20 protein-coding genes and 1 riboswitch are annotated in these 25040 nt (G+C 56.1%); of the genes, 7 read left to right on the forward strand and 13 right to left on the reverse strand.

Annotated features, from left to right (window positions below; translation table 11 throughout):
• Positions 1-310: 310 nt before the first annotated feature.
• Both murI and btuB read right to left on the reverse strand, forming a co-directional pair.
• Positions 311-1162: a glutamate racemase gene (murI, locus tag C6A40_RS17665; protein WP_023293583.1), complete on the reverse strand. Its 852-nt coding sequence runs from the start codon at positions 1160-1162 to the stop codon at positions 311-313.
• The gene (gene btuB / locus C6A40_RS17670) at positions 1107-2954 is read right to left on the reverse strand and encodes a TonB-dependent vitamin B12 receptor BtuB (RefSeq protein ID WP_045336203.1); all 1848 of its coding nucleotides are present in this window, start codon (positions 2952-2954) and stop codon (positions 1107-1109) included. Before btuB ends, murI begins: the two co-directional genes overlap by 56 nt.
• Before the next feature lie 66 nt (positions 2955-3020).
• Positions 3021-3196: riboswitch (cobalamin riboswitch) on the reverse strand.
• 104 nt (positions 3197-3300) lie between these two features.
• Here btuB and trmA point away from each other — a divergent pair.
• Positions 3301-4401, forward strand: coding sequence for a tRNA (uridine(54)-C5)-methyltransferase TrmA (gene trmA, locus C6A40_RS17675; protein ID WP_045336205.1), 1101 nt, complete (start codon positions 3301-3303; stop codon positions 4399-4401).
• An 86-nt stretch (positions 4402-4487) separates the two neighbouring features.
• Here trmA and C6A40_RS17680 read toward each other — a convergent pair whose 3' ends face one another.
• Both C6A40_RS17680 and fabR read right to left on the reverse strand, forming a co-directional pair.
• Positions 4488-4847, reverse strand: a complete 360-nt coding sequence (locus C6A40_RS17680) for a YijD family membrane protein (RefSeq protein ID WP_008501783.1) — start codon at positions 4845-4847, stop codon at positions 4488-4490.
• A 9-nt stretch (positions 4848-4856) separates the two neighbouring features.
• Positions 4857-5495, reverse strand: coding sequence for an HTH-type transcriptional repressor FabR (gene fabR / locus C6A40_RS17685; protein ID WP_008501784.1), 639 nt, complete (start codon positions 5493-5495; stop codon positions 4857-4859).
• Positions 5496-5691: 196 nt separating this feature from the next.
• On the opposite strand from fabR, the gene sthA reads away from it, so the two are divergent.
• Positions 5692-7092, forward strand: a complete 1401-nt coding sequence (gene sthA / locus C6A40_RS17690) for a Si-specific NAD(P)(+) transhydrogenase (protein ID WP_008501785.1) — start codon at positions 5692-5694, stop codon at positions 7090-7092.
• Here sthA and oxyR read toward each other — a convergent pair.
• The 4 genes from oxyR to argC all read right to left on the reverse strand — a co-directional run bounded on the left by oxyR (position 7075) and on the right by argC (position 11522).
• The gene (oxyR, locus tag C6A40_RS17695; RefSeq protein ID WP_008501786.1) at positions 7075-7992 is read right to left on the reverse strand and encodes a DNA-binding transcriptional regulator OxyR; all 918 of its coding nucleotides are present in this window, start codon (positions 7990-7992) and stop codon (positions 7075-7077) included. The two genes, sthA and oxyR, sit on opposite strands and share 18 nt — an antisense overlap.
• A 294-nt stretch (positions 7993-8286) precedes the next feature.
• Complete coding sequence (argH, locus tag C6A40_RS17700) at positions 8287-9660, reverse strand: argininosuccinate lyase (protein WP_008501787.1); 1374 nt, start codon at positions 9658-9660, stop codon at positions 8287-8289.
• A gap of 74 nt (positions 9661-9734) precedes the next feature.
• Complete coding sequence (gene argB, locus C6A40_RS17705) at positions 9735-10511, reverse strand: acetylglutamate kinase (protein ID WP_088728450.1); 777 nt, start codon at positions 10509-10511, stop codon at positions 9735-9737.
• Positions 10512-10517: 6 nt separating this feature from the next.
• Complete coding sequence (gene argC, locus C6A40_RS17710) at positions 10518-11522, reverse strand: N-acetyl-gamma-glutamyl-phosphate reductase (protein ID WP_008501789.1); 1005 nt, start codon at positions 11520-11522, stop codon at positions 10518-10520.
• Positions 11523-11610: 88 nt separating this feature from the next.
• Here argC and argE point away from each other — a divergent pair, with 88 nt between their 5' ends.
• The 3 genes from argE (at position 11611) to C6A40_RS17725 (ending at position 16604) form a co-directional block, all read left to right on the forward strand.
• Positions 11611-12762 carry an acetylornithine deacetylase gene (gene argE / locus C6A40_RS17715; protein ID WP_008501790.1) on the forward strand — a complete coding sequence of 384 codons (1152 nt, stop codon included), beginning with the start codon at positions 11611-11613 and terminating at the stop codon, positions 12760-12762.
• A 246-nt stretch (positions 12763-13008) separates the two neighbouring features.
• Positions 13009-15660 (forward strand): phosphoenolpyruvate carboxylase, encoded by a 2652-nt coding sequence (gene ppc / locus C6A40_RS17720; RefSeq protein WP_045336207.1) that lies wholly within the window; start codon positions 13009-13011, stop codon positions 15658-15660.
• Positions 15661-15755: 95 nt separating this feature from the next.
• Complete coding sequence (locus tag C6A40_RS17725) at positions 15756-16604, forward strand: AraC family transcriptional regulator (protein ID WP_045336208.1); 849 nt, start codon at positions 15756-15758, stop codon at positions 16602-16604.
• Here C6A40_RS17725 and C6A40_RS17730 read toward each other — a convergent pair.
• The 5 genes from C6A40_RS17730 to C6A40_RS17750 are packed head-to-tail and all read right to left on the reverse strand — an operon-like array spanning position 16591 to position 21554.
• Complete coding sequence (locus C6A40_RS17730; RefSeq protein ID WP_023326308.1) at positions 16591-16947, reverse strand: PTS fructose-like transporter subunit IIB; 357 nt, start codon at positions 16945-16947, stop codon at positions 16591-16593. The two genes, C6A40_RS17725 and C6A40_RS17730, sit on opposite strands and share 14 nt — an antisense overlap.
• A 2-nt stretch (positions 16948-16949) precedes the next feature.
• Positions 16950-17825, reverse strand: coding sequence for a [formate-C-acetyltransferase]-activating enzyme (locus C6A40_RS17735; RefSeq protein WP_032654083.1), 876 nt, complete (start codon positions 17823-17825; stop codon positions 16950-16952).
• Positions 17791-20088, reverse strand: coding sequence for a formate C-acetyltransferase (locus tag C6A40_RS17740; RefSeq protein ID WP_045336211.1), 2298 nt, complete (start codon positions 20086-20088; stop codon positions 17791-17793). The genes C6A40_RS17735 and C6A40_RS17740 overlap by 35 nt, the downstream gene beginning before the upstream one ends.
• A gap of 51 nt (positions 20089-20139) precedes the next feature.
• On the reverse strand, positions 20140-20460 hold the full coding sequence (locus C6A40_RS17745; RefSeq protein WP_023326311.1) for a PTS fructose-like transporter subunit IIB: 321 nt from the start codon (positions 20458-20460) through the stop codon (positions 20140-20142).
• 14 nt (positions 20461-20474) lie between these two features.
• Positions 20475-21554: a PTS fructose transporter subunit EIIC gene (locus C6A40_RS17750; protein WP_045336213.1), complete on the reverse strand. Its 1080-nt coding sequence runs from the start codon at positions 21552-21554 to the stop codon at positions 20475-20477.
• Positions 21555-21859: 305 nt separating this feature from the next.
• Between C6A40_RS17750 and ptsP the strand changes: the two genes are divergently transcribed.
• Both ptsP and fsa read left to right on the forward strand, forming a co-directional pair.
• Positions 21860-24361 carry a phosphoenolpyruvate--protein phosphotransferase gene (gene ptsP / locus C6A40_RS17755; protein ID WP_045336215.1) on the forward strand — a complete coding sequence of 834 codons (2502 nt, stop codon included), beginning with the start codon at positions 21860-21862 and terminating at the stop codon, positions 24359-24361.
• Positions 24362-24375: 14 nt separating this feature from the next.
• On the forward strand, positions 24376-25038 hold the full coding sequence (gene fsa / locus C6A40_RS17760) for a fructose-6-phosphate aldolase (RefSeq protein WP_021242818.1): 663 nt from the start codon (positions 24376-24378) through the stop codon (positions 25036-25038).
• Positions 25039-25040: the final 2 nt, after the last annotated feature.

Raw genomic sequence — 25040 nt, forward strand, 5'->3', positions numbered from 1 at the left:
TCGTCCGAGGACGTTAAGAATCCATGTCACTTTGAGTGCCCACACAGATTGTCTGATAAATTGTTAAAGAGCAGTGCAACGCGGCTTTCGCTCACCGTTGCGAGGTCCCGTATATTACGTTTTCCTCATTCAGAGTCAAGTGATTATTTTCGCTTTTCTCTGTTGGCGTTCATCTCTGAACCCCGCTAACCCGGCGGCCTGTAAGCCGTTGTTCCGTGTCAGTGGAGGCGCATTATAGGGAGTTCTCAGACGTTGACAACCCCTCTTTAAAAAAAAACTTTCAACCGTCTCTTTTTTGCTCAAAACCGTGCTATAACGCCAGTTTTTCGAGCGTTTCAAAGCCATAACGGCGTAAAACGGGTAAAAGTTGTTCAGTTTCTTTTGTTAACGCCATACAAAACGCGATATTCGCATCAGTAGATTTCGCATCCGGGGCTTCATGCTCCAGCAACCATGCCGTACGACGGGCAATAGCCGCTCCGGAATCCACCAGGCGTGTCCCCTCCGGCAGCACCTCTAATAGCTCTTCCTGGAGTAGCGGGAAGTGGGTACAGCCCAACACAACGGTATCCGGGGGTTCAGGCATCCGCAGCCACGGACGAAGAATACGACGCAGCTCGTCGAGTGATACCGCCTTGCCATGCAGCTTCGCTTCCGCCATCTCTACCAGCTCAGCCGAACCGAGCATCGCAATCTGGCATTCGTTGGCGAAACGGTCGATCAGCTCGCGGGTATAAGGACGCTTTACCGTACCTCGCGTGGCCAGCAGGCCCACAATGCCGTTCGCCGTCAGACGCGCGGCAGGCTTTATTGCCGGGACGACGCCCACAACCGGGAACTGGAATTTTTCACGCAGGGCGGGAAGAGAAACGGTGCTCGCCGTATTACACGCGATAACGGCCAGCGCAAGGGGATAGCGCTGTTGTACCGCAGTGACGATTTCCACCACGCGCTCGACAATAAAATCTTCGCTCTTTTCCCCATACGGGAAAGCGACGTTATCGAAGGCGTAGATGTAATGGAGATCCGGCAGGAGATGCCGAATCTCATCATAGACCGAAAGCCCACCGACGCCGGAATCAAACACCAGCACGGTAGGGCGCGGATTAGAAGGTGTAGCTGCCAGACAAGGTGTATTCCCGTCCTGCAGTTTGGTAGCCATAAACTGTCTCGTAATCTTTATCGAACAGGTTGGCTATTTTACCACGAACTGTAAGGTGTGAGGTGACAGGATACGAAACTGCGACATCCCACAGGCTTACACCGCCCATTTTTACTTTCTCAGACGGGTAAGTACCAAAGTCAGTGTCGTAACGCGTACCGAGATAGTGATAAGTCAGACTCCAGTCGAAATCATAGATCTGCGTGTCGAGCTGATATTTCACCTGCTGCTTAGCACGACGATCCAGAAGTTCGTTGGTTGCGGCATTTCGGGCATCTACGTAGTCATAGCCAACAGTATGCGTCAACGGACCCGTATCAAACGATGCTGTCGCTTCCACACCTTTAATGCGCGCTTTACCGACGTTGTAATATTGCTGAAGGTTATTATCGAAGTCGATGAGATTATCAACGTCATTACGGTAGCCGGATACGCGCCAGCTCACGCCCGCCGTCAGGCCTTCAAACGCACCTTCCCACTGCTTGCTCTCTTCTGGATCAAGATGGTCATTGCCATAGAAACCGTAGAGTTGACCCAGATTCGGTGCCTTATAGGCCGTACCATAAGAAGCAACGAAACGGTACCCCTCCACGAACTCCCAGGCCGCACTGCTTTGCCAGGTGCCATGACGACCGAACTGAGAGTTGTCATCGCTGCGAACCGCCCCTTCCAGGGTGAAGTCACCAAACTGCTGCAGCCCGGTCAGGTAGACGCCGGTGTTACGCAGGTCGTAGCCGTTGGTCACGTAGTTTGTACCCGGCTCGGTGCTCTGCTTCTGCCAGTCAACGCCCGCGCCAATGTTCCCATGGCCAACATCAACGGAGTTGAGCCACTGGACGTTGTACTGTTTGATTTCATCCAGCGTGGCTGTCGAATCGTAGCGGCCTAAATTTGGGTCGTAGTTATAGTCCTTGCTGTGGCTATAGCTGGTGAGCAGTTGCGAATGAAAGATGTCATCGTTGAAGCGCAATCCTGCATCCCAGGTCTGGCTATAGAGCTGGCGGGTATCGACCAGTACGTCAGGGGTAAAGGAGCTGTAGTAGCCGTCGTAGGCCGTACGGTTGCTGTAGCCAAAGCCGCGCACAAAACCGCTCCACTGGTCTGAGAATGCGTGATCCAGTGCGCCGTAGAGCGTTTTATTCATAAAGCCGTCGCGATCGGTCTGGGCAAGGCCACCATTGTTGCCGTCCGCAACCACATCAAACCCTTTGGTATAGGTGTAATCACCCGCAAGCGTGACGCTCGTGCTGTCGCCCAGTGTTTGCTGAGTACTGCCGCCATAATTCTGGTAGCCGTGCGAGCCTACGCCAGCATTCAGCGTGGTACCGTCCTTCGCACGAGTAGTAATAATGTTTACGACACCACCAATCGCGTCTGAGCCGTATACCGCCGAACGCGGTCCACGAACATATTCGATTCGCTGTACCAGGGAGATTGGGAACTGGCTGAGATCGGACGACCCCGTGACGCCCGCCTGGTTAAGGCGGATCCCATCAACAAGGATCAGGACGTGGCTGGAGTTGGTGCCACGGATAAAGAGAGAGGAGAGTTGCCCCATCCCACCACTTTGCGCCGTATCCACGCCGGGCAGGCGACGCATAACGTCCAGCACCGAGGTTGACTGCCAGCGGTCAATATCGGCACGCGTCACAACCGAGGTTGCAGCCAGAATAGTTTTTTCAGGTTGTTCAAAACGATTTGCCGTCACCACCAACGAGTCTGCGCTATCCTGCGCCCAGCCCGAAAATGCCGTGACGGACAACGCCGTCAGCAGCGATACTTTTTTAATCATTGTTAAAGCATCCACAATATAAGAAGGATGCCGCAGGCCTCATCGATAGCACGCGATGATGAAACCAAATGCGACGTGATCCCGGCAGGTCTTCGGGCTAGGTGGCTATATAAGGATGAAGACTTCCCATTTTCACAGTGTCTACAACGCTCATCCCGCCAGTCTTTACCGCTGCGCGTCAGCTCCAGATTTACACTGGATTCCCTTTTCACTCTCAGGAGACCGGAAACAGAATGCTACAATTAGACACGTATGGATGTCCAGACAGCTATTGGCCATTAACTCTGGACATCCCCTGAACAATGCCTACAATCGCCGCGTAATTCTTTATCACTCAGGACGCATCATGACCCCAGAACACCTCCCGACAGAACAGTACGACGCGCAGCTGGCAGAGAAAGTCGTCCGCCTGCAAAGTATGATGACGCCTTTCAACGCGCCCGTTCCCGAGGTGTTCCGCTCTCCTGTCAGCCACTACCGCATGCGTGCAGAGTTCCGCATCTGGCACGACGGTGACGACCTGTACCACATCATTTTCGATCAGCAGACGAAATCCCGCATTCGCGTGGACAGCTTCCCGGCAGCGAGCGAGCTTATCAATCAGCTGATGACGCTGATCGTTGAAGGCGTGCGTAACAACCCGGTGCTGCGCCACAAGCTGTTCCAGATTGACTACCTGACCACGCAAAGCAATCAGGCCATTGTCTCACTGCTGTATCACAAAGCCCTGAACGACGAGTGGCGCGAGCAGGCCGAAGCCCTGCGTGATGCGCTGCGTGCGCAGAACATCAACGTTCACCTGATTGGCCGTGCGACAAAAACCAAAATCATGCTGGATCAGGACTACGTCGACGAGCGCCTGCCGGTGGCGGGTAAAGAGATGGTCTATCGTCAGGTGGAGAACAGTTTTACCCAGCCGAACGCCGCGATGAACGTGCAGATGCTGGAGTGGGCGCTGAAGGCGACGGAAGGGTCTAAGGGCGATCTGCTTGAACTCTACTGCGGTAACGGCAACTTCTCGCTGGCACTGGCGCGTAACTTCGAGCGCGTTCTGGCAACCGAAATCGCCAAACCGTCGGTGGCCGCCGCGCAGTACAACATTGCCGCCAACCATATCGACAACGTGCAGATCGTTCGTATGGCCGCAGAAGAGTTCACGCAGGCAATGAACGGCGTACGCCAGTTTAACCGTCTGGAAGGAATCGATCTGAAGAGCTACCAGTGTGAGACGATTTTTGTCGACCCGCCGCGCAGTGGCCTGGACAGCGAAACCGAGAAGATGGTGCAGGCGTACCCACGTATTTTGTACATCTCCTGTAACCCGGAGACGCTGTGCAAAAACCTGGAAACGTTAAGCCAGACGCACAAGATTGAACGTCTGGCGCTGTTCGATCAATTCCCGTATACGCACCATATGGAGTGCGGCGTTTTACTCACGGCGAAGTAATGAAGACCTTGTAGGGCAGGAAAGCGAAGCGCCACCTGCCAAAAAGCCGGATGGCGCTTCGCTTATCCGGCCTACAAAACCCTTCTCTACTCCGGTAACTGGCTCTTGCGGCTACGCATGCGCGAGCCAATCCAGAACACCAGCGCAACAGACAGTACCGCAGGGAAGAAGTTAGAGCCGATATCCGGATACTCCGCGCGCACCACCGTGCTGTACAGCAATACGCCCAGAATAAAGCAGGCGGCGGCCAGCCCCGGTAACCCCACCGGCATGGTGCGGTTCAGGTAGCGTTGATGCAGGCAGTACACCGTCAGCACCAGCGCAATCAGCGGGAAAATCGAAAACGGCACGATGGAGCTAAAAATAGCGGCGAACGTACCATTAATGGATAAGCCAGCGATCAATGCCAGCAACAGCGTCCCTTTATCCTGACCTGACTGTTTCATTACTCACCTTCACTCTTCGGTTTGATGTGCCAGTTTCTCTTGTTCACGGCGATACCAGTAGTACGCGCCTTTGGAGATCATCCTGAGCTGCAATACCAGTCGCTCTTCAAGCTGCTTGCGTTGTTCAATGCTGACATCCAGCGCTTCGGCACCTGCGCTGAAAACAATCGTCACCATCGCCTCGGCCTGTGCTTCGGTAAACGCACGCGGCATATGGTTTTCGAGTTCAAGATAGTCGGCAAGTTCCGCGATGAAGTGCTGAATTTCGCGCGCGACGGCGGCACGAAACGCCGCCGATGTGCCCGAACGCTCGCGCAGAAGCAGACGAAACGCGTTGGGGTTATTGCCGATAAATTCCATAAAGGTCGACACGGAGGTACGGATCACGCTGCCCCCTTTGGCGATACGCTGACGCGCCTGGCGCATCAGCTGGCGCAGCATCAAACCGCTCTCGTCGACCATGGTCAGGCCCAGTTCATCCACATCACGGAAGTGACGATAGAAGGACGTTGGCGCAATCCCGGCCTCGCGTGCAACCTCGCGCAGGCTCAAACTGGCAAAACTTCGCTCGGCACTCAGTTGACTGAATGCGGCTTCCACCAGCGAACGCCGGGTTTTCTCTTTTTGTTGTGCTCTTACGCCCATCACGATAGTTGAATCCTTCCAAAGGCCTGATGGCACTATACCAGAGAATAAAATTAATCTGTTTGCCTGGCTTTGTGAATGATTGTTTACGTGCGGTTTGTGCTCCACTGCCGGAAAAAAGCACAACGATAATTGGGTTACTCTGGCAATGATGTTATGATTCTGTTGCTTTTATGTATAAGAACAGGTAAGCCTTACCATGCCACATTCCTACGATTACGACGCAATAGTTATTGGTTCCGGCCCCGGCGGCGAAGGCGCTGCTATGGGTCTGGTGAAACAGGGAGCCAGAGTAGCGGTCATTGAGCGCTACCATAATGTCGGCGGCGGTTGCACCCACTGGGGCACCATCCCTTCGAAAGCCCTCCGCCACGCCGTTAGCCGCATTATCGAATTTAACCAGAATCCTCTTTACAGCGACCACTCCCGACTTCTTCGTTCCTCTTTTGCCGACATCCTGAATCACGCGGATACCGTCATTAACCAGCAGACGCGCATGCGTCAGGGGTTTTATGAGCGTAACCACTGTGAAATTTTGCAGGGCAACGCGCATTTTGTGGATGAACACACCCTGGCACTCGAATGCCACGACGGGTCGGTTGAAACCATCACCGCTGAAAAATTTGTGATTGCCTGCGGTTCACGCCCGTACCATCCGGCCGACGTGGACTTCTCGCACCCGCGCGTCTACGACAGCGACTCGATTCTGAGCCTGCACCATGAACCCCGCCACGTCATTATCTATGGCGCAGGGGTCATTGGTTGCGAATATGCGTCGATCTTCCGCGGAATGGACGTCAAAGTTGACCTGATCAATACTCGCGACCGCCTGCTGGCCTTCCTCGATCAGGAGATGTCGGACTCCCTCTCCTACCACTTCTGGAACAGCGGCGTGGTGATTCGCCACAACGAAGAGTACGAGAAGATCGAAGGCTGCGACGACGGGGTGATCATGCACCTCAAGTCAGGCAAGAAGCTGAAAGCGGACTGCCTCCTGTACGCCAACGGCCGTACCGGCAACACCGATTCCCTGCAGCTGGAAAATATCGGGCTTGAAACCGACAGCCGCGGTCAGCTGAAGGTCAACAGCATGTATCAGACCGCCCTGCCGCACGTTTACGCGGTCGGCGACGTGATTGGCTACCCAAGCCTGGCCTCCGCCGCTTACGACCAGGGACGCATTGCGGCTCAGGCGCTGGTGAAAGGCGAAGCGACGGCGCATCTGATCGAAGATATCCCGACGGGTATCTACACCATCCCGGAAATCAGCTCAGTCGGCAAAACCGAGCAGCAGCTGACGTCAATGAAGGTGCCTTACGAGGTGGGTCGTGCGCAGTTTAAACATCTGGCGCGGGCGCAAATCGTGGGGATGAGCGTGGGTACGCTGAAAATTCTTTTCCATCGCGAGACGAAAGAGATCCTTGGGATTCACTGCTTTGGTGAACGCGCCGCGGAAATCATTCATATCGGCCAGGCGATCATGGAGCAGAAAGGTGGTGGTAACACCATTGAGTACTTCGTCAACACCACCTTTAACTACCCGACCATGGCGGAAGCCTACCGGGTAGCGGCACTAAACGGCTTAAACCGCCTGTTTTAACGCGCTGTCAAAATGGCCATCCATCGCACCGCGGATGGCCTCTGCCAGCTGCTCATAGCGGCTGCGCAGCGGTGACCCAGGACGATAGACCAGGCCAATCGTACGGCGCGGCTCTGGCTTAATGCACGGCAAGTAGACCACGCCATCACGTTTACGCTCGTGCGGCACCGCCAGCGCAGGCAGCAGCGTAATACCACTTCCCGCCGCGACCATATTTCGCAGGGTTTCCAGGCTGGTTGCGCGGAAGTGGGTATCTTCATCAGCACCCGCTTCGAAACAGAAGCCCATCGCCTGGTCGCGCAGGCAGTGGCCATCTTCCAGCATCAGCAGCTTTTCACCCGCCAGATCGGCCATCGGCACGCGATCGCGGTTCGCCCACGGGTGATCTTCATAGATCGCCAGCATCATCGGCTCATCGAACAGCGGCACTTCAATAAAGGCTTCACTCTCTTTTACCAGTGCCAGAATGGCGCAGTCGAGCTTGCCGCTGTCCAGCTGCGCCAGCAGCTGATGCGTCTGCGCTTCATGCAGGTACATTTCGAGTTTCGGGAACGTCTGGTGCAGCATCGGAATGATGTGCGGTAACAGGTACGGGCCAACGGTTGGGATCAGGCCAATATGCAGCGGGCCGGACATCGCCTCCCCCTGCTGGCTTGCCATTTCCTTGAGCACTTTGACCTCGCGCAGCACGGTGCGCGCCTGATCCACCAGCAGAAGACCTGCCTGTGTGAACAGAACCTTACGACTGGTGCGCTCCAGCAGCATCACGCCCAGCTCGTCTTCAAGCTTGCGGATCTGGCCGCTCAGCGTGGGCTGGCTGACGTGGCAGGAATCTGCCGCGCGGCGAAAGTGACGATGCTCGGCTAACGCTACCAGGTATTCAAGATCACGAATATTCATTATTCATCCTCCGTCGCCACGATAGTTCATGGCGATAGATAGCATAGCAACGAACGATTATCCCTATCAAGCATTCTGTTGAATAATACACCACATAGACGAGGCGGCACGTGTTTGACCCTTGACGTCCCCGCACCGTCAGCGAGTTTCTCTCAAAACTCGAACAACTAAAGCCAACGTGAACTTTTGCGGACCCCGTGGTCCGCTTTTTTTTGCGTAAAAAAGCCCAACTCAGGGTTGGGCTGGGGTTTTGTAGATCGGGTAAGGCGAAGCCGCCACCCGACGTTTCAGGCATCAAATCAGGCGGTTTTTCGCCTCCGCAATGGCCTGCGCCACCTGCTTAGGCGACACGCCGCCTTTCGCCGCACGCTTGTCGAGGCAGGACTGCAGCGCCAGTATCGGATAGACGTCATCCCCGATAACCGCGCTGAATTTTTGCAGGTCGGCCAGCGCCAGATCTTCCAGCGGTTTACCCTGACGAATGGCTTCCACTACCGCTTCACCGACAATATGGTGCGCTTCACGGAACGGTACGCCCTTCGCCACCAGATAATCCGCCAGCTCGGTCGCGTTCGCATAGCCCTGCTGCGCCGCTTCCTGACAGCGCGGACGCTTCACCTGAATGCCGTCCAGCACCAGCGCGCCCATATGCAGACAGTCGAGCCAGGTGTCGAGCGCGTCGAACAGCCCCTCTTTGTCTTCCTGCATATCTTTGTTGTACGCCAGCGGCAGCCCTTTCAGGGTCATCATCATGCCGGTCAGCGCGCCCTGCACGCGGCCACATTTCCCGCGGATCAGCTCCAGCGCGTCCGGGTTTTTCTTCTGCGGCATCAGGGATGAGCCTGACGTCACGCGATCGGACAGCTCAACGAAGCCCGCTTCACCGGAGTTAAAGAAAATCAGATCTTCGGCAAAGCGCGACAGGTGCACCATGCCGATAGACGCATTGGAGAGCAGCTCCAGCACGTGGTCACGGTCAGAGACGCTGTCCAGGCTGTTACGGGTGGCGGAGGCAAAGCCCAGCCAGCCTGCCAGCTGTTCACGGTCGATTTCGTAAGCGGTACCCGCCAGCGCGCCGCTGCCCAGCGGGCTGACGTCCAGACGCTTCAGGGTATCCTGCAGACGGCTTTCGTCACGCGCCAGCATCTCAACGTAGGCCAGACACCAGTGCGCAAAGGTCACCGGCTGCGCGCGCTGCAGGTGGGTATAACCCGGCATCACCGCGTCCTGATTGTTCTGTGCGGTCTCCACCAGCGCGGTCTGCAACTGACGGTTAGCCGCCAGCAGCTCCGCGACGGTATCTTTACACCACAGCTTCAGGTCGGTGGCGACCTGGTCGTTACGGCTACGCCCGGTGTGGAGCTTTTTACCCAACTGGCCGACCTTGTCGATCAGTTTGCCTTCCACCCAGCTGTGAATATCTTCAGCATCGCTCTGCAGAATTTGCTGCGGATCCAGACGTACCTCTTCCAGCAGGTTGTTCAGCGCCTCTTCCAGCTGCTGCTGTTCGTCTGCGGTCAGTACGCCAACGGTCACCAGCGCTTTGGACCAGGCCACAGAGCCGACAATATCCTGTTCGGCCAGGCGGTAGTCGAAGCGCAAAGAGTCGTTGAACTGTTTGAACCGCTGATCCGCTGCCTGTGTAAAACGCCCACCCCAAAGTGCCATAACATCGTTCCTTTATTCGTTAGTTCCGCCGGGTGGCGCTACGCTTACCCGGCCTACGGTCATTCATTAAAAACTTACGCTAAAATACGCGTGCCAATCGGCGTGCCGTTAAACAGCGCCGGCAATTGCTCCGCGTGACGCCAGGAGGCGATATCAACCGGGCGGCCCAGCGTGCGCGCCGCATCCAGCGCGGCGTTCACTTTGACGATCATGCCGTCGGTGATGATGCCCTGCGCAATCAGCTGCTCGGCTTTTGCCGCAGTCATTTCCGCAATGCGCTGGCCTTTACCGTCCAGAATGCCGCTCACGTCGGAGAGCAGGATCAGGTCCGCGCCCAGCGTTGCCGCCAGCGCGGTTGCCGCCTGGTCAGCGTTAACGTTCATCAGCTCGCCCTCTTCGGTCACGCCGATAGAGCTCACCACCGGCAGGAAACCGCCTTCCAGCAACGTGTTAATCAGCTTAGGCGAACCCGGCTGCGCCAGTCCAACGTGACCGAGCGCTTCGTCGAGCTGGGTCACTTTTACGCTGTCGCCATCGCCCAGGTAGAGGCCAACGGAAGCAATGCGGTGTTTCTTCGCCCAGGACAGCAGGGTTTTGTTCGCCGTACCCGCCAGCGCACCGGTGATAATGTCAATCTGGTCCGCAGGCGTCACGCGCAGGCCGTTTTTCTTGATCACCGGCAGGTTGAGCCCTTTCATCAGCTCATCCACCACGCAGCCGCCGCCGTGCACAATCACCAGCGGACGTTGGTGTGATTCGCGATAGTTCACCAGCGCGGTAAACAGACGCTCCAGCGCTTCTTCGCTGTCCAGCAGTACACCACCGAGTTTGATAATTAATGGGTTCATCATCACACCTTAAATAAGAGCCTGCGTTTCCGGGAAACCGAAACGAATATTTGCACACTGCATTGCCTGAGCGGCAGCGCCTTTCAGTAAGTTATCTTCTGCGGCCACCACGATGAGATGCTCACCCTGCACGGCAAAGCCGATGTCACAGAACGGCAGGCCGACCACATTTTTCAGCGCCGGCACGCCTTTGTCGTACAGGCGCACCAGCGGTTTGTCCGCATACGCCTGCGTGAAGACCTCATTCACCTGCTCTTTGGTCACGCCAGGCTTCAGGCGGCAGGTAATGGTTTCGAGGATCCCACGCGGGAAGCTGCCCAGATGCGGCGTGAAAATCACGTCCGCGCCCAGATGGGTGGTGATTTCAGGATGATGACGGTGGTTAAACACGCCATACGGCTGAAGGCTCACTTCGCAGAAGCTGTTGGAGATCGCCGCCTTGCGTCCTGCACCGCTCACGCCGCTGGTGGCGTTGATCACCGGCCACTGGTTCAGATCCAGCAGGCCCGCGTCGATCAGCGGCTTCAGGGAAAGCTGCGCCGCCGTCGGGTAGCAGCCCGGAACGGCAATCAGATCCGCTTCTTTCAGTTTATCTGCGCTCCACTCCGCCAGGCCGTACACCGCTTTTTCAAGCAGATCCGGATGCTGATGGGTGAAACCGTAATATTTTTCGTAGAACGCGCCGTCGTTAACGCGGAACGCGCCGGAGAGGTCGAACACCACGCATCCGGCCGCCAGGAACTGCGGCGCCAGGTCGTGGCTGACCTCGTGCGCGGTGGCTAAAAACACCACGTCGACGCCGTCGGTAAACTCGCTGATGTCAGACATGGGCTGCAAAGGCAGATCGACCAGCCCCTTAAGCTGCGGATGCAAATCGGAAATTAACTTTCCTGCATCATTGCTTTGCGCTGACACGGTCAAAGCGGTTATGGTCATATGTGGATGGCGATTCACGTAGCTTACAAGCTCTGCGCCCGCATAACCGCTAGCGCCTACAATCAGCGTATTCAACATCGGGTTCCTTTATGCTCAACGTTAATGTATTTTTATTCACATTTATTGCATGAATATTGATACTATCACGACCTAAGGTGTGTCAACAATGAAAATGAACTTACCGCCATTTATCGAGATCTACCGCGCCCTGATTGCCACACCGTCCATCAGCGCAACCGAAGAAGCGCTGGATCAGAGCAATGAGTCTTTAATCAATCTGCTGGCGGGTTGGTTTAGCGATCTTGGGTTTAACGTTGAGGTTCAGCCCGTCCCCGGCACTCGCCACAAATTTAACCTGCTCGCCAGTACCGGAACCGGTGCGGGCGGCCTGCTGCTGGCCGGTCACACCGACACCGTGCCGTTTGACGATGGCCGCTGGACGCGCGATCCGTTCACCCTGACCGAGCACGACAACAAGCTCTACGGTCTGGGCACCGCAGACATGAAAGGCTTCTTCGCCTTTATCCTCGACGCGCTGCGTGACGTGGACGTGACGAAGCTGAAAAAACCGCTCTACATTCTGGCGACCGCTGATGAAGAAACCAGCATGGCGGGCGCGCGCTACTTCTCAGAAAACACGTCGATTCGTCCGGATTGCGCGATCATCGGCGAGCCGACGTCTCTGCAACCGATTCGCGCGCATAAAGGCCATATCTCTACCGCCGTGCGCGTGCTCGGCCAGTCTGGCCACTCCAGCGATCCGGCGCGCGGCGTCAACGCCATTGAGCTGATGCATGACGCCATCGGCCGCATCATGACCCTGCGCGACGATCTGAAAGAGCGTTACCACTATGAGGCGTTCACCGTGCCGTATCCAACGCTCAATCTCGGCAGCCTGCACGGCGGTGATGCCTCCAACCGTATCTGCGCCTGCTGCGAGCTGCACATGGACATCCGACCGCTGCCGGGCATGACCCTGAGCGATCTGGATGGTTTACTGAACGAAGCACTGGCCCCGGTGAGTGAGCGCTGGCCGGGCCGTCTGACGGTCTCGGAACTGCACCCGCCGATCCCGGGTTATGAATGCCCGCCGGACCATCAGCTGGTCGAAGTGGTGGAAAAGCTGCTCGGTGAAAAGACTGACGTGGTGAACTACTGCACCGAAGCGCCGTTTATTCAGACGCTGTGCCCGACGCTGGTTCTTGGCCCTGGCTCCATCAACCAGGCGCACCAGCCGGATGAATATCTTGAAACCCGCTTTATCAAGCCCACCCGCGAACTGATTACCCAGGTTGTACATCATTTCTGCTGGCATTAATGACCTTTCCCCTCTCGGAAGAGAGGGGAAAATCCCGCGATCTCCGTCACATTTCCATAAGCATCTCTTATCTGACGCAATGCGAATTAAATTTCGTAAATTGCCCACATTTATTCGTTTGCTGAACCGTTTTCGCAGCAATTGACGACGGGGGTTTTACGTGGCTTTATAAAGGGAGATGACAAAATAATGTCCAGAAGATTTTCGCCTGGGCATAAACAAAAATGATGGGGTGACTGGGTTTTTATGAACGAACAATATTCCGCGTTGCGTAGTAATGTCAGTATGCTCGGCAAAGTGCTTGGAGATACCATCAAAGATGCGTTGGGGGAGAACATCCTCGACCGCGTTGAAACCATCCGCAAGCTGTCTAAATCTTCCCGTGCCGGTAACGAGGCCAGTCGTCAGGAGCTGCTCACCACCTTGCAGAACCTCTCGAACGACGAGCTGCTGCCCGTTGCACGCGCATTCAGCCAGTTCCTGAACCTGGCAAATACCGCTGAGCAATACCACAGCATTTCGCCAAACGGCGAAGCGGCCAGCAACCCGGAAGTCATTGCCCGCACCCTTCGTAAACTGAAAGACCAGCCAGACCTCAACGAAGCCACCATCAAAAAAGCGGTGGAGTCACTTTCGCTGGAGCTGGTACTGACCGCTCACCCAACCGAGATCACCCGTCGCACCCTGATCCACAAAATGGTGGAAGTGAACAACTGCCTGAAGCAGCTGGATAACAAAGACATTGCCGACTATGAACGCAACCAGCTGATGCGCCGCCTGCGCCAGCTGATTGCTCAGTCCTGGCACACCGATGAAATTCGTAAGCATCGCCCAAGCCCGGTCGACGAAGCTAAATGGGGCTTTGCGGTGGTGGAAAACAGCCTGTGGGAAGGGGTACCGAACTACCTGCGCGAGCTGAACGAACAGCTGGAAGCGAACCTGGGCTACCGTCTGCCGGTCGACTTTGTGCCGGTCCGCTTTACCTCCTGGATGGGCGGCGACCGCGACGGCAACCCGAACGTCACCGCAGAAATCACCCGTCACGTCCTGCTGCTGAGCCGCTGGAAAGCGACCGATCTGTTCCTGAAAGATATTCAGGTGCTGATCTCCGAGCTGTCGATGGTGGAAGCGACGCCGGAACTGCGCGCGCTGGCCGGTGAAGAAGGTGCCAGCGAGCCGTACCGTTTCCTGATGAAAAAACTGCGCGGTCAGCTGATGGCCACTCAGACCTGGCTGGAAGCGCGCCTGAAAGGCCAGCGTCTGCCAAAACCAGAAGGCCTGCTCAGCCAGAACGAACAGCTTTGGGAGCCGCTGTACGCCTGTTATAAATCGCTCCAGGCCTGCGGGATGGGCATCATTGCCAACGGCGAACTGCTCGACACCCTGCGTCGCGTGAAGTGTTTCGGCGTGCCGCTGGTACGTATCGACGTTCGTCAGGAAAGTACCCGTCATACCGAAGCGCTGGGCGAGCTGACCCGCTACCTCGGCATCGGCGACTATGAAAGCTGGTCCGAAGCCGACAAGCAGGCGTTCCTGATCCGCGAGCTGAACTCCAAGCGCCCTCTGCTGCCGCGCAACTGGGAGCCAAGCAACGATACCCGCGAAGTGCTCAACACCTGTAAAGCGATCGTGGACGCACCGAAAGGATCGGTCGCCGCCTATGTGATCTCCATGGCGAAAACCCCATCCGACGTGCTGGGCGTTCACCTCCTGCTGAAAGAAGCGGGCATCGACTACGCCCTGCCTGTCGCCCCGCTGTTTGAGACCCTCGACGACCTGAACAACGCCAACGACGTGATGAGCCAGCTACTGAACATCGACTGGTATCGCGGCTTTATTCAGGGCAAACAGATGGTGATGATCGGCTATTCCGACTCCGCAAAAGATGCGGGCGTGATGGCGGCATCCTGGGCGCAGTATCAGGCGCAGGATGCACTGATCAAAACCTGCGAAAAAGCCGGTATCGAGCTGACCCTGTTCCACGGACGCGGTGGCTCAATTGGCCGTGGCGGCGCGCCTGCTCACGCAGCACTGCTGTCACAGCCGCCGGGAAGCCTGAAAGGCGGCCTGCGCGTGACCGAGCAGGGCGAGATGATCCGCTTCAAGTACGGCCTGCCGGAAGTGACCATCAGCAGCCTGTCGCTTTATACCAGCGCGATCCTGGAAGCCAACCTGCTGCCACCGCCGGAGCCAAAAGAATCCTGGTGCCGCATCATGGACGAGCTGTCAGGCATCTCCTGCGATCTGTATCGCGGCTATGTGCGTGAAAACAAAGATTTCGTCCCTTACTTCCGTTCAGCCACGCCTGAGCAGGAGCTGGGTAAACTGCCGCTGGGCTCGCGTCCTGCCAAGCGTCGTCCGACCGGCGGCGTTGAATCCCTGCGTGCAATCCCGTGGATCTTTGCCTGGACGCAGAACCGCTTAATGCTGCCCGCCTGGCTGGGTGCCGGTGCCGCACTGCAAAAAGTGGTGGAAGACGGTAAACAGAGCGAGCTGGAAACCATGTGCCGCGACTGGCCGTTCTTCTCTACCCGTCTGGGAATGCTGGAGATGGTCTTCTCGAAAGCCGACCTGTGGCTGGCGGAATACTACGATCAGCGCCTGGTGAAGCCCGAGCTGTGGGCGCTGGGCAAAGAGCTGCGCGAACTGCTGGAAGGCGACATCAAAGTGGTGCTGGACATCGCTAACGACTCACACCTGATGGCGGACCTGCCGTGGATTGCCGAGTCTATCCAGCTGCGTAACATCTACACCGACCCGCTGAACGTCCTGCAGGCAGAGCTGCTGCACCGTTCGCGTCTGGCAGAAGAAGAAGGGAAAGAGCCGGATCCACGCGTTGAACAGGCGCTGATGGTGACGATTGCGGGCGTTGCGGCGGGTATGCGTAACACCGGCTAATGCTTTACGCCCGGCGGCGCTGCGCTTGCACGGGCCTACGATAAGTAGGCCGGGTAAGCGTTAGCGCCACCCGGCAATACCCTGGTATCCACACCATGCTCCACGACATTACCCAGATCCTGACTAACCTGATCAACGGCACAACGCCGCTGCGTCAGGTTCATTTTGCAAACTCCGCGACCTCCGCCCCCGAACTTGCCTTGCAGGTCGATTTTCCACGTCTGGAGATCGCGATCGAAGGTTCGATGAAAGACCAGGCTGGCTGCGTTTTACAGCAGGGTGATGTTTTATACGTCCCGGCTGGCGGCTGGAATAATCCGCAATGGCAAGCACCCGCAACAACGCTGAGCATCCTGTTTGGCAAACAGCAGCTTGGGTTTAGCCTTTTGCACTGGAATGGTATAGACGTTCGAAACCTGACAAAGCAACACGTTGCCCGCCGCGGTCCCCGTATTGGATCGCTACTCTTACAGACGCTTCATGAAATGCAGATGCAACCGCATGAGCAACAAACCGCGCGGCTGATTATTGCCAGCCTGCTTAGCCACTGCGTCGACCTGCTGGGTAGTCAGATCCAAACCGCCTCCCGCAGCCAGGCTTTGTTTGAAGCGATTCGGGTCTATATTGACGAACACTACGCCACTCCCCTTACCCGGGAATCCGTCGCGCAGGCGTTTTATATCTCCCCAAACTACCTGTCGCATCTGTTCCAGAAAACGGGCGCAGTGGGTTTCAATGAGTACCTGACGCACACCCGACTGGAACACGCGCGCCAGTTGCTGAAAGGGTATGATTTGAAAGTGAAAGAGGTGGCGCATGCCTGCGGATTTGTTGACAGCAACTATTTCTGTCGGTTGTTTCGTAAGAACACCGAACGTTCGCCGTCAGAATACCGTCGCCAGTATCACAGCCAGCTCACCGGGAAGGCGATTAGTCCAGAATGACCTGAGTATGCTGCGGAGCGGCTAACATTTTACGCACCGCCCCCATCACCTTTTGTGGGTCGCGTAAAAAGGCGCTAATACCGCACTTCACGTAGCGCGCATGCTCGAAACGTTCACTGCCCGCCAGTTCGATATCGGTAATGAGCAATACGACATCGGCACGCCGGATGTCGTCTTCCGTAAGCTCGCTCTCAACGCCCAACGCTCCCTGCGTCTCAATGTTAACGCTCCACTTCTCCTGCTGGCAGAGCTTTTCCAGCCGTTCGGCAGCCATATAGGTATGTGCAACGCCACTGACGCACGCGGTCACCGCCACCAGATGACGTCCCGTTATCACTGTCATGTTCAGCCTCCCACGGTAACATTGAAACCTTCGCGCTCTGCCAGTTGACGCATCGCTGACACCTCATCTTCTGTCGGAGGGATCGCTTGCCGCATTCCCCACTCCTGTCCCAGCAGACGGTATTTTGGCTCCCCATACTGATGGAAGGGCAATAAATGCAGTTGCCGTATTCCTGAAGGTAGCAGGAAAGCCAGCACGCGCGCCATGTTCGTTTCGTTAAGCGTATAGCCAGGAATAAGCGGCACACGAGGAATCACGTTTATCCCGTCAGCCACCAGCTGGCGGAAATTATCCAGCACTCTGGGAAGATTCATTGCCACAATCGATTGGGCCAGATCCGCGTCCATAATCTTCAGATCAAACAACACTTCATCACACTGGCGAGCCAGCGGCATGAGTCGGGACAAAGGGGCATCGCCTGCCGTTTCAATGGCCGTATGCACGCCGAAACGGCGTAATCGCTGTAGAAATTGTGTCGCGAAAGGCGCCTGCAGCAACACTTCGCCACCCGAGAGCGTCACCCCGCCTCCCGAGGAACGAAAGAAGACATCGTCTTTCATGACCTCGTTTACCAGCTCCTCCAGCGTAACATCCCGCCCGATAGGCTCAAATGCGCCGGAGGGGCACTCATCGACGTCCCATAAACAGGGGGTGCAGTGAAGACATTTACTTTCTCTACGCACCGTCTCGATTTTCGGTGAAATCGACTCCGGATTCGCACACCACGGACAACGGTGAGGACAACCTTTAAAAAAGACCACCGTACGGATGCCGCGACCGTCATTCAATGAGTAGCGCTGGATATTGAAAATACGCGCCACCTCGGCGCGCGTTTCAACCACGTCACAGCTGATGCGCTGTGCGGCGGATAATGTCATCCTGGATCTCCTTCGATAACTCAACAAAGAAGGCGCTGTAGCCGGCAACGCGCACCACCAGTCCGGCAAAATCCTGCGGACGCTGTTGCGCTTCACGCAATGTTTCCGCGTTCACCACGTTGAACTGGATATGCTGCAACTTAAGCTGGGTGAAAGCGCGAAGGAAATCCGCCAGCTTTTGCAGCCCGGCATCGCCTTCCAGCGTCGCAGGGGTGAATTTAACGTTTAACAGCGTACCGTTAGATAACAGATAGTTATCCAGCTTGCTTACCGATTTAAGTACCGCCGTTGGGCCCTGCATATCTTGCCCAAGCATCGGCGAGAGCCCACCGTCAGCCAGTTGCTCTCCGGCAAAGCGGCCATCCGGTGTCGCTCCCACCACCGCCCCCAGCGGCACGTGTGCCGATACGGTATAAGAGCCTGGCGTGAACTGTCCGCCGCGTGGGTTCCGGTATTTTTCGACCTCTTTACAGTAATGGCGCAGCAGTTCAGCGCTGATATTGTCGACATCATCGATATCATTGCCGTATTTTTCGAAGCGGTTGATCAACCTTGCACGCACCTTTTCGCCCTCTGGGGTAGCAAAGTTCGCTTTCAACACGGCTAAGAGCTCATCAAAACTTAAGCGCTGCTGTTCAAAGACCAGCCCTTTCAGGGCGTGCAGTGAATCACTCAGGTTGGCTATCCCGATCCCCTGAACGCCAGAAAAGTTATACCGCGCCCCGCCGTCGGTAATATCTTTCCCTGATTCAAGACAATCGCTGATAAATGAAGAGAGTAACGGTACCGGTGCCCAGTCTCGATGGCCGATATCGCAGATGTTGCTCCCCTCAACCATCAGCGCAATGTAGTGATTAATTTTGGCGCGAATATGGTCCAGCAAGCCTTCATAACTCAGCGCAGCATTACCTTCGTTCTCCTGCATCGCGATTTCCATTACTTTCAGCAGGTTAAACATCGCGATATCATGCAGACCGTAGGTTTTACCCGGAATTGACAGTTCTACACAGCCAACCACCGCGTAGTCGCGCGCATCTTCCAGCGACACCCCCCGATTCAGGAAAGCGGGCACCACCACTTCGTCATTGAAAATCTGCGGGATACCGGTGCCCAGGCGGATCGTCTCCGCCGTTTTAAGCAGAAAAGGACTGTCGATAAGTTCGTTAACCCGCACGCCAAGGTTCGGTTGAGGAAGCTGAACGCTCTGGTAAGCATCCAGGCACAGGAAGGAAAGCACATTCACTGCGCTACGGCCGCTCTCCGTTAAACCGCCCAACAACGCGGTATAACCCGTCGGGAAACCAGCAAAATAACGTGCGCTACTCGTCGAACGTAAAAGCACCACGTCATTGCACTTCACCCACAGCGATTCCAGTAGCTCTTTCAGAAATGCGGGATCGTCCCCCTGCGAAAGCGAAGCCTGATAAAAGGGCAGCATATACTGGTCGAAGCGCCCGATAGAAAGCGAGCTGGCGTTAGATTCGTATTGCAAAATGACGTTCATATACCAGAACAGCTGACACGCCTGCCAGAACGTTTGCGGCTTATGCTGCGCGTTGTGACGCGAGATTTCGGCAATCTTTCGTAGCTCTTCACGCCGTGAAGCGTCATCACAGCCGATCGCAAGCGTTTCAGCCAGCGCAGCATAGCGCAGAATATGACGCTGGGACGCTTCAAGCAGAATCAGCGCGGCGGCATAGAACGTGTTCTGCGCATCGCGGGCACAATATTCTCGCATGTGCTCCACCAGCGCACCCAGCCCGTTATTCAGCAGGCGCGGATAATCAATAATGATATGCCCCTGTCCTTTGTCCGTCTGGTTGACGCTGAAAATTTGCGTCCCTACAGCGGCTTTCACCTCATCCGTCATCTGGCTGTTGATGAAATCTTTCATCGACCGTTTTTCCCAGTAGGGATACAGCACGTCGCGGTAGGTCTGCTTATCCGCTTCGCCGATCTCGAAGCGGTCCTGCGGACGTGTGGAAAACTGGTCCAGCTCCTTAAGCAGCCAGTACGGATCCATCTCAGGGGACATAATGCCCGCGCGCGGTTTAACGGTCCGGTTTCCGGCAATCAGTTCCTCATCACGAATCGCGATGTTCACATGGTCAAGAATGTACGCCGTGGCTTTTGCTCGCCTGATGATAACCGGCTCGCCCTCCGTCTGCTGATGGCTGGCGGTATAGAGCAAAGCACGCTCAAGCGAGATTTCACGTGGACTGGCAAAAAGTGCGTCTTTCAAACGCTGGGTACGATTCGTCATGAGGGAACTCCTGTAAAGGAAAACGAGCCCGCCCCGAAGGGCGGGAGAGCGTCAGGCGGTTTGCGCCAGGTGGGCATCAATTTTGTTCATGATGGCGTCGGCGCGTTTTACCGCGTCGCTGATATTGACGCGTACAATGGTTTTCCCGGCAAAGCGCTCTTCGAATTTAATGCCGATATCTTTGGTCAGGATCACCATATCTGCGGCGGCAACGTCTTCTGCCGTCAGTTCGTTCTCGAGGCCAATCGACCCTTGCGTTTCAACCTTCACTTCCCAACCTTTAGCTTTGGCGGCACTTTCCAGCGCTTCGGCCGCCATGTAGGTATGGGCAACGCCTGACGGACATGCTGTTACTGCGATAATTCGGGCCATGTTCTTTTCCTCACTCAGTTAATTTCGAAATCCAGATCCAGGTCGTCCTCTTTTTCCTCGACCTGTTTTGTATTCTTGCGGGCAAAACTCTTGAGCACGTTAACGCTAATGGCCGTCACCACAGCCCCCACGGCAACCGCCATGATGTAGCCTAGCTTGCCCTCCACCACAGGGAGAACGATGAGCCCGCCCCAACCGGCATAGCATTGTGCGCCCATCACGGCGGCCGTCACTGCGCCACATGCGGATCCCAGCATGATGGAGGGAATGACACGCAGAGGATCGGCAGCGGCGAACGGAATGGCCCCTTCGGTGACCCCCACGCAGCCCATCACTAATGCAGCCTTACCCGCTTCACGCTCTTCACCGGTAAAATTCTTGCGATTAATCAGCGTTGCCAGCCCTAATCCCAGCGGTGGAATGCAAATAGCCACGGCGGCAATCGCAACGACGGTATAGACACCCTGCGCAACGCAAATCAGCATGAAGGCATACGCCACTTTGTTAACCGGGCCGCCCATATCGAACGCCAGCATGAGACCGAGAATGATGGCGAGTACCACGATGCTGCCCTGCTGCATACCTTGCAGCCATTGGGTGAGGCCGGTGGTCAGCGCGCCTACAGGCTCGCCCAGCCCCCACATCATGATGCCTGCTGTGATAAACGTGCCGATAATCGGGATGATGAAAATTGGCATAACGGAACGCAGCACTTTCGGGACCGGCAGTTTTTTCAGGTACCAAACGACAATCCCACCGAAAATCCCGGCGATAATCGCGCCAAAGAACCCGGCACCGAAGCTGTTGCCCACCCAGGCGGCAATTGCACAGGGAGCCAGCGCGGCACGTTCTGCAATGGAGTAGCCGATATAGGCGGCGAGGAATGGCACCATCAGCGTTAACCCCGCCACGCCGATATCAAAGAGCTTTTTCAGGTTGGGATCGGTTGCGGCATCGGGCACCGCGCCTTTGCCATACAACATGACCGAAACCGCCAGCAGAATGCCGCCCGAGACCACAAACGGGATCATGTGCGACACCCCGGTCATCAGATGCTGCCGCGTGTTCTTGAGAATATGCACCAACTCTTTCATATGTCGCTCCTGGCCTAAAACCATAAAGATGTTGTGGCAAACAATAGGCAATCAGGAAGACGGCGGACAGGAGACAAAAAGGCCATTTACTGGATTTTTGTAATGTCGAAATAAAAATGCGATCCGCCTCGACATTTCTGATAGACGTTACGCATAAGACAAAGGACCACAACCTGTGAGTCAAATCTCACTTTTTACGTGACATTACATTTGTCCAGCTTTTGGCAGATTTGTCACATGGCGCACGTCATCAACACACTCGTATGCTGTTGCCCAATGAATGAGGATTGATTTCAGGAGTGTGTATGGCTCTCGTAGTGGAATTTACCTGTGAATTACCCAACGGTGTTCACGCGCGTCCGGCAAGTCATGTGGAAACGCTGTGCAATACGTTTATCTCGCAAATCGAATGGCACAACCTGCGCACAGACCGTAAAGGGAATGCCAAGAGCGCACTGGCAGTCATTGGCACCGATACGCTGGCAGGCGACGCCTGTCGTCTGGTGATCCAAGGTGAAGATGAGCAGAACGCCCATCAGCAACTGGAACAATGGCTCCGGGAAGAGTTTCCACACTGTGATGCGCCTCTCGCAGAAGCCATCAATATTGAGCGCGATCCGCTGCCAGAATCTCTCGCGCGCCTTAATCCAACGCTTTTCCGCGCCCTGCCCGTCTGCAGCGGTAGCGCCCAGGGCGTGTTGACCTTGCTGACCTCGCTGGATCTCAACGCACTGACAGATTTACCCGAAGCGAAAGACGAAGAAGATGAGCAGTTAGCGCTGGATAATGGTCTCACCCTGCTGGTGAAAAACATTGAGCTGCGCGCGCTGGACAACGACAGCACCGCCGGCGCCATTCTTGAAGCCCATCGTTCGCTGGCTACGGATACCTCGCTGCGCCAGCACCTCCTGTCAGGGGTCAACCGGGGCTTAAGCTGCGCACAGGCCATCATCGCCACGGCGAATCATTTCTGCGATACGTTCTCTCGTTCCAGCAGCACGTATTTGCAGGAGCGTGTGCTGGACGTACGCGACGTCTGCTATCAGCTTTTACAGCATATCTACGGTGAAGCGCGTTTCCCGTCTCCGGGGCAGCTGACGCAGCCGAGCGTCTGCCTTGCTGACGACCTCACGCCCGGCCAGTTCCTGGAACTGGATAAAACCTTGCTAAAAGGGCTGCTGTTAAAAAGCGGTGGAACAACCTCGCATACCGTTATTCTTGCACGTTCCTTTAATATTCCGACGCTGGTGGGCGTCGACAGTGAAAGCCTGCTGCAGTGGCGCAATCAATCCGTATTTATCGATGGCAATGCTGGTGCCGTCGTGGTCGATGCCAGCGATGCGGTGGCGCGCTACTACCGACAGGAAGCACGGGTACAACAGGCACTACGCGAGCAGCAGGGCATCTGGCTGGACCGGGAAGCCAGAACCGCCGACGGCCTGCGGGTTGAGATTGCCGCGAACATTGCCCATGCGGTGGAAGCGCAGGCAGCCTTTGGGAACGGCGCCGAAGGCGTTGGCCTGTTTCGCACCGAAATGCTTTATATGGACCGCAGCAGCGCGCCCGGTGAAAACGAGCTCTACAACATTTTCTGTCAGGCACTGGAAAGTGCAAACGGGCGCAGCATCATCGTGCGGACCATGGATATCGGCGGCGATAAGCCGGTGGAGTACCTGAAGATCCCGGCCGAAAATAACCCATTCCTCGGCTACCGCGCCGTACGTATTTACGAAGAGTATGCAGTGCTTTTCACCACCCAGCTTCGGGCGATCCTGCGCGCCTCTGCTCACGGTAGTCTGAAGATCATGATCCCGATGATCTCTTCCATGGAAGAGATCCTGTGGGTGAAAGAGAAACTTGCCGAAGCGAAACAACAGCTCCGCGCTGAGCATATTCCGTTTGATGAGAAAATCCCGCTTGGCATCATGCTGGAAGTCCCTTCGGTGATGTTTATCATCGACCAGTGTTGCGAAGAGATTGATTTCTTTAGCATCGGTAGCAATGACCTGACGCAGTATCTGCTGGCTGTTGATCGCGATAACGCCAAAGTCACACGCCATTACAACAGCCTGAACCCGGCCTTCCTGCGGGCGCTGGATTACGCGGTACAAGCCGTCCATCGCCAGGGGAAATGGATTGGCCTGTGCGGCGAACTGGGTGCAAAAGGCTCGGTGTTGCCATTGCTGGTGGGTCTGGGTTTGGACGAGCTGAGCATGGGGTCGCCCGCTATTCCGGCAACCAAAGCGCGTATGGCTCAGCTTGATAGCCGCGCCTGCCGCCAGTTGCTGAATCAGGCCATGGCGTGTCGCACCTCACTTGAAGTTGAGCACCTGCTGGCGCAGTTCCGCATGAATCAGCAGGACACACCTCTGGTTACACCTCGCTGTATTTCACTGGACAATGACTGGAACAGCAAAGAAGAGGTCATGAAAGGAATGACCGATAACCTGCTGCTCGCAGGACGATGCCGATACCCCCGTAAACTGGAGGCCGATCTGTGGGCGCGCGAAGCGGTCTTCTCCACCGGGCTCGGCTTTAGCTTTGCTATTCCGCACAGCAAATCAGAGCACATTGAGCAATCCACCATCAGCGTTGCACGCCTGAAAGCCCCCGTCATGTGGGGAGATGAAGAAGCACAATTCATCATCATGCTAACGCTGAACAAACACGCCGCGGGCGATCAGCATATGCGTATTTTCTCCCGCCTGGCACGCCGCATCATGCATGAGGATTTTCGCAATGCGCTGGTTAACGCCAGCTCAGGGGAGGCGATTGCTTCCCTGCTACAACACGAATTAGAACTGTAAAACGAGGAAGAGTGATGGAACTGTACCTGGATACCGCCAACGTGGCGGAAGTTGAACGCCTGGCGCGCATTTTTCCCATCGCGGGCGTCACCACCAACCCGAGCATCATTGCCGCCAGCCGTGAATCCATCTGGGACGTGCTGCCGCGCCTGCAACAAGCCATCGGGCCGGAAGGCACGCTGTTTGCTCAAACCATGAGCCGCGATGCCGAAGGCATGGTGGCGGAAGCCAAACGTCTGAGTAACGCTATTCCGGGCATTGTGGTGAAAATCCCGGTGACGGCTCAGGGACTTATCGCAATTAAGGCCTTGAAAAAAGAGGGGATAACCACGCTGGGCACCGCCGTTTACAGCGCGGCGCAGGGCTTGCTCGCCGCACTCGCAGGGGCGAAATATGTTGCGCCGTACGTCAACCGCGTCGACGCGCAGGGCGGTGACGGCATTCGCATGGTTCAGGAACTGCAGTCCCTGCTGGAGCTGCACGCGCCGGACAGTAAAGTGCTGGCCGCCAGCTTCAAAACGCCGCGTCAGGCGCTCGACTGCCTGTTGGCAGGATGTGAAGCAATCACGCTTCCCTTAGACGTAGCGCAACACATGCTCGGTACGCCGGCGGTAGAGTCAGCCATAGAGAAGTTCGAGCAGGACTGGAAAAACGCGTTTGGTAACCTCAACCTCTAAGG

Origin of the sequence: Enterobacter sp. GER_MD16_1505_Eko_090, from assembly GCF_003331015.1 — a bacterium.
GTDB lineage: Bacteria > Pseudomonadota > Gammaproteobacteria > Enterobacterales > Enterobacteriaceae > Enterobacter > Enterobacter roggenkampii.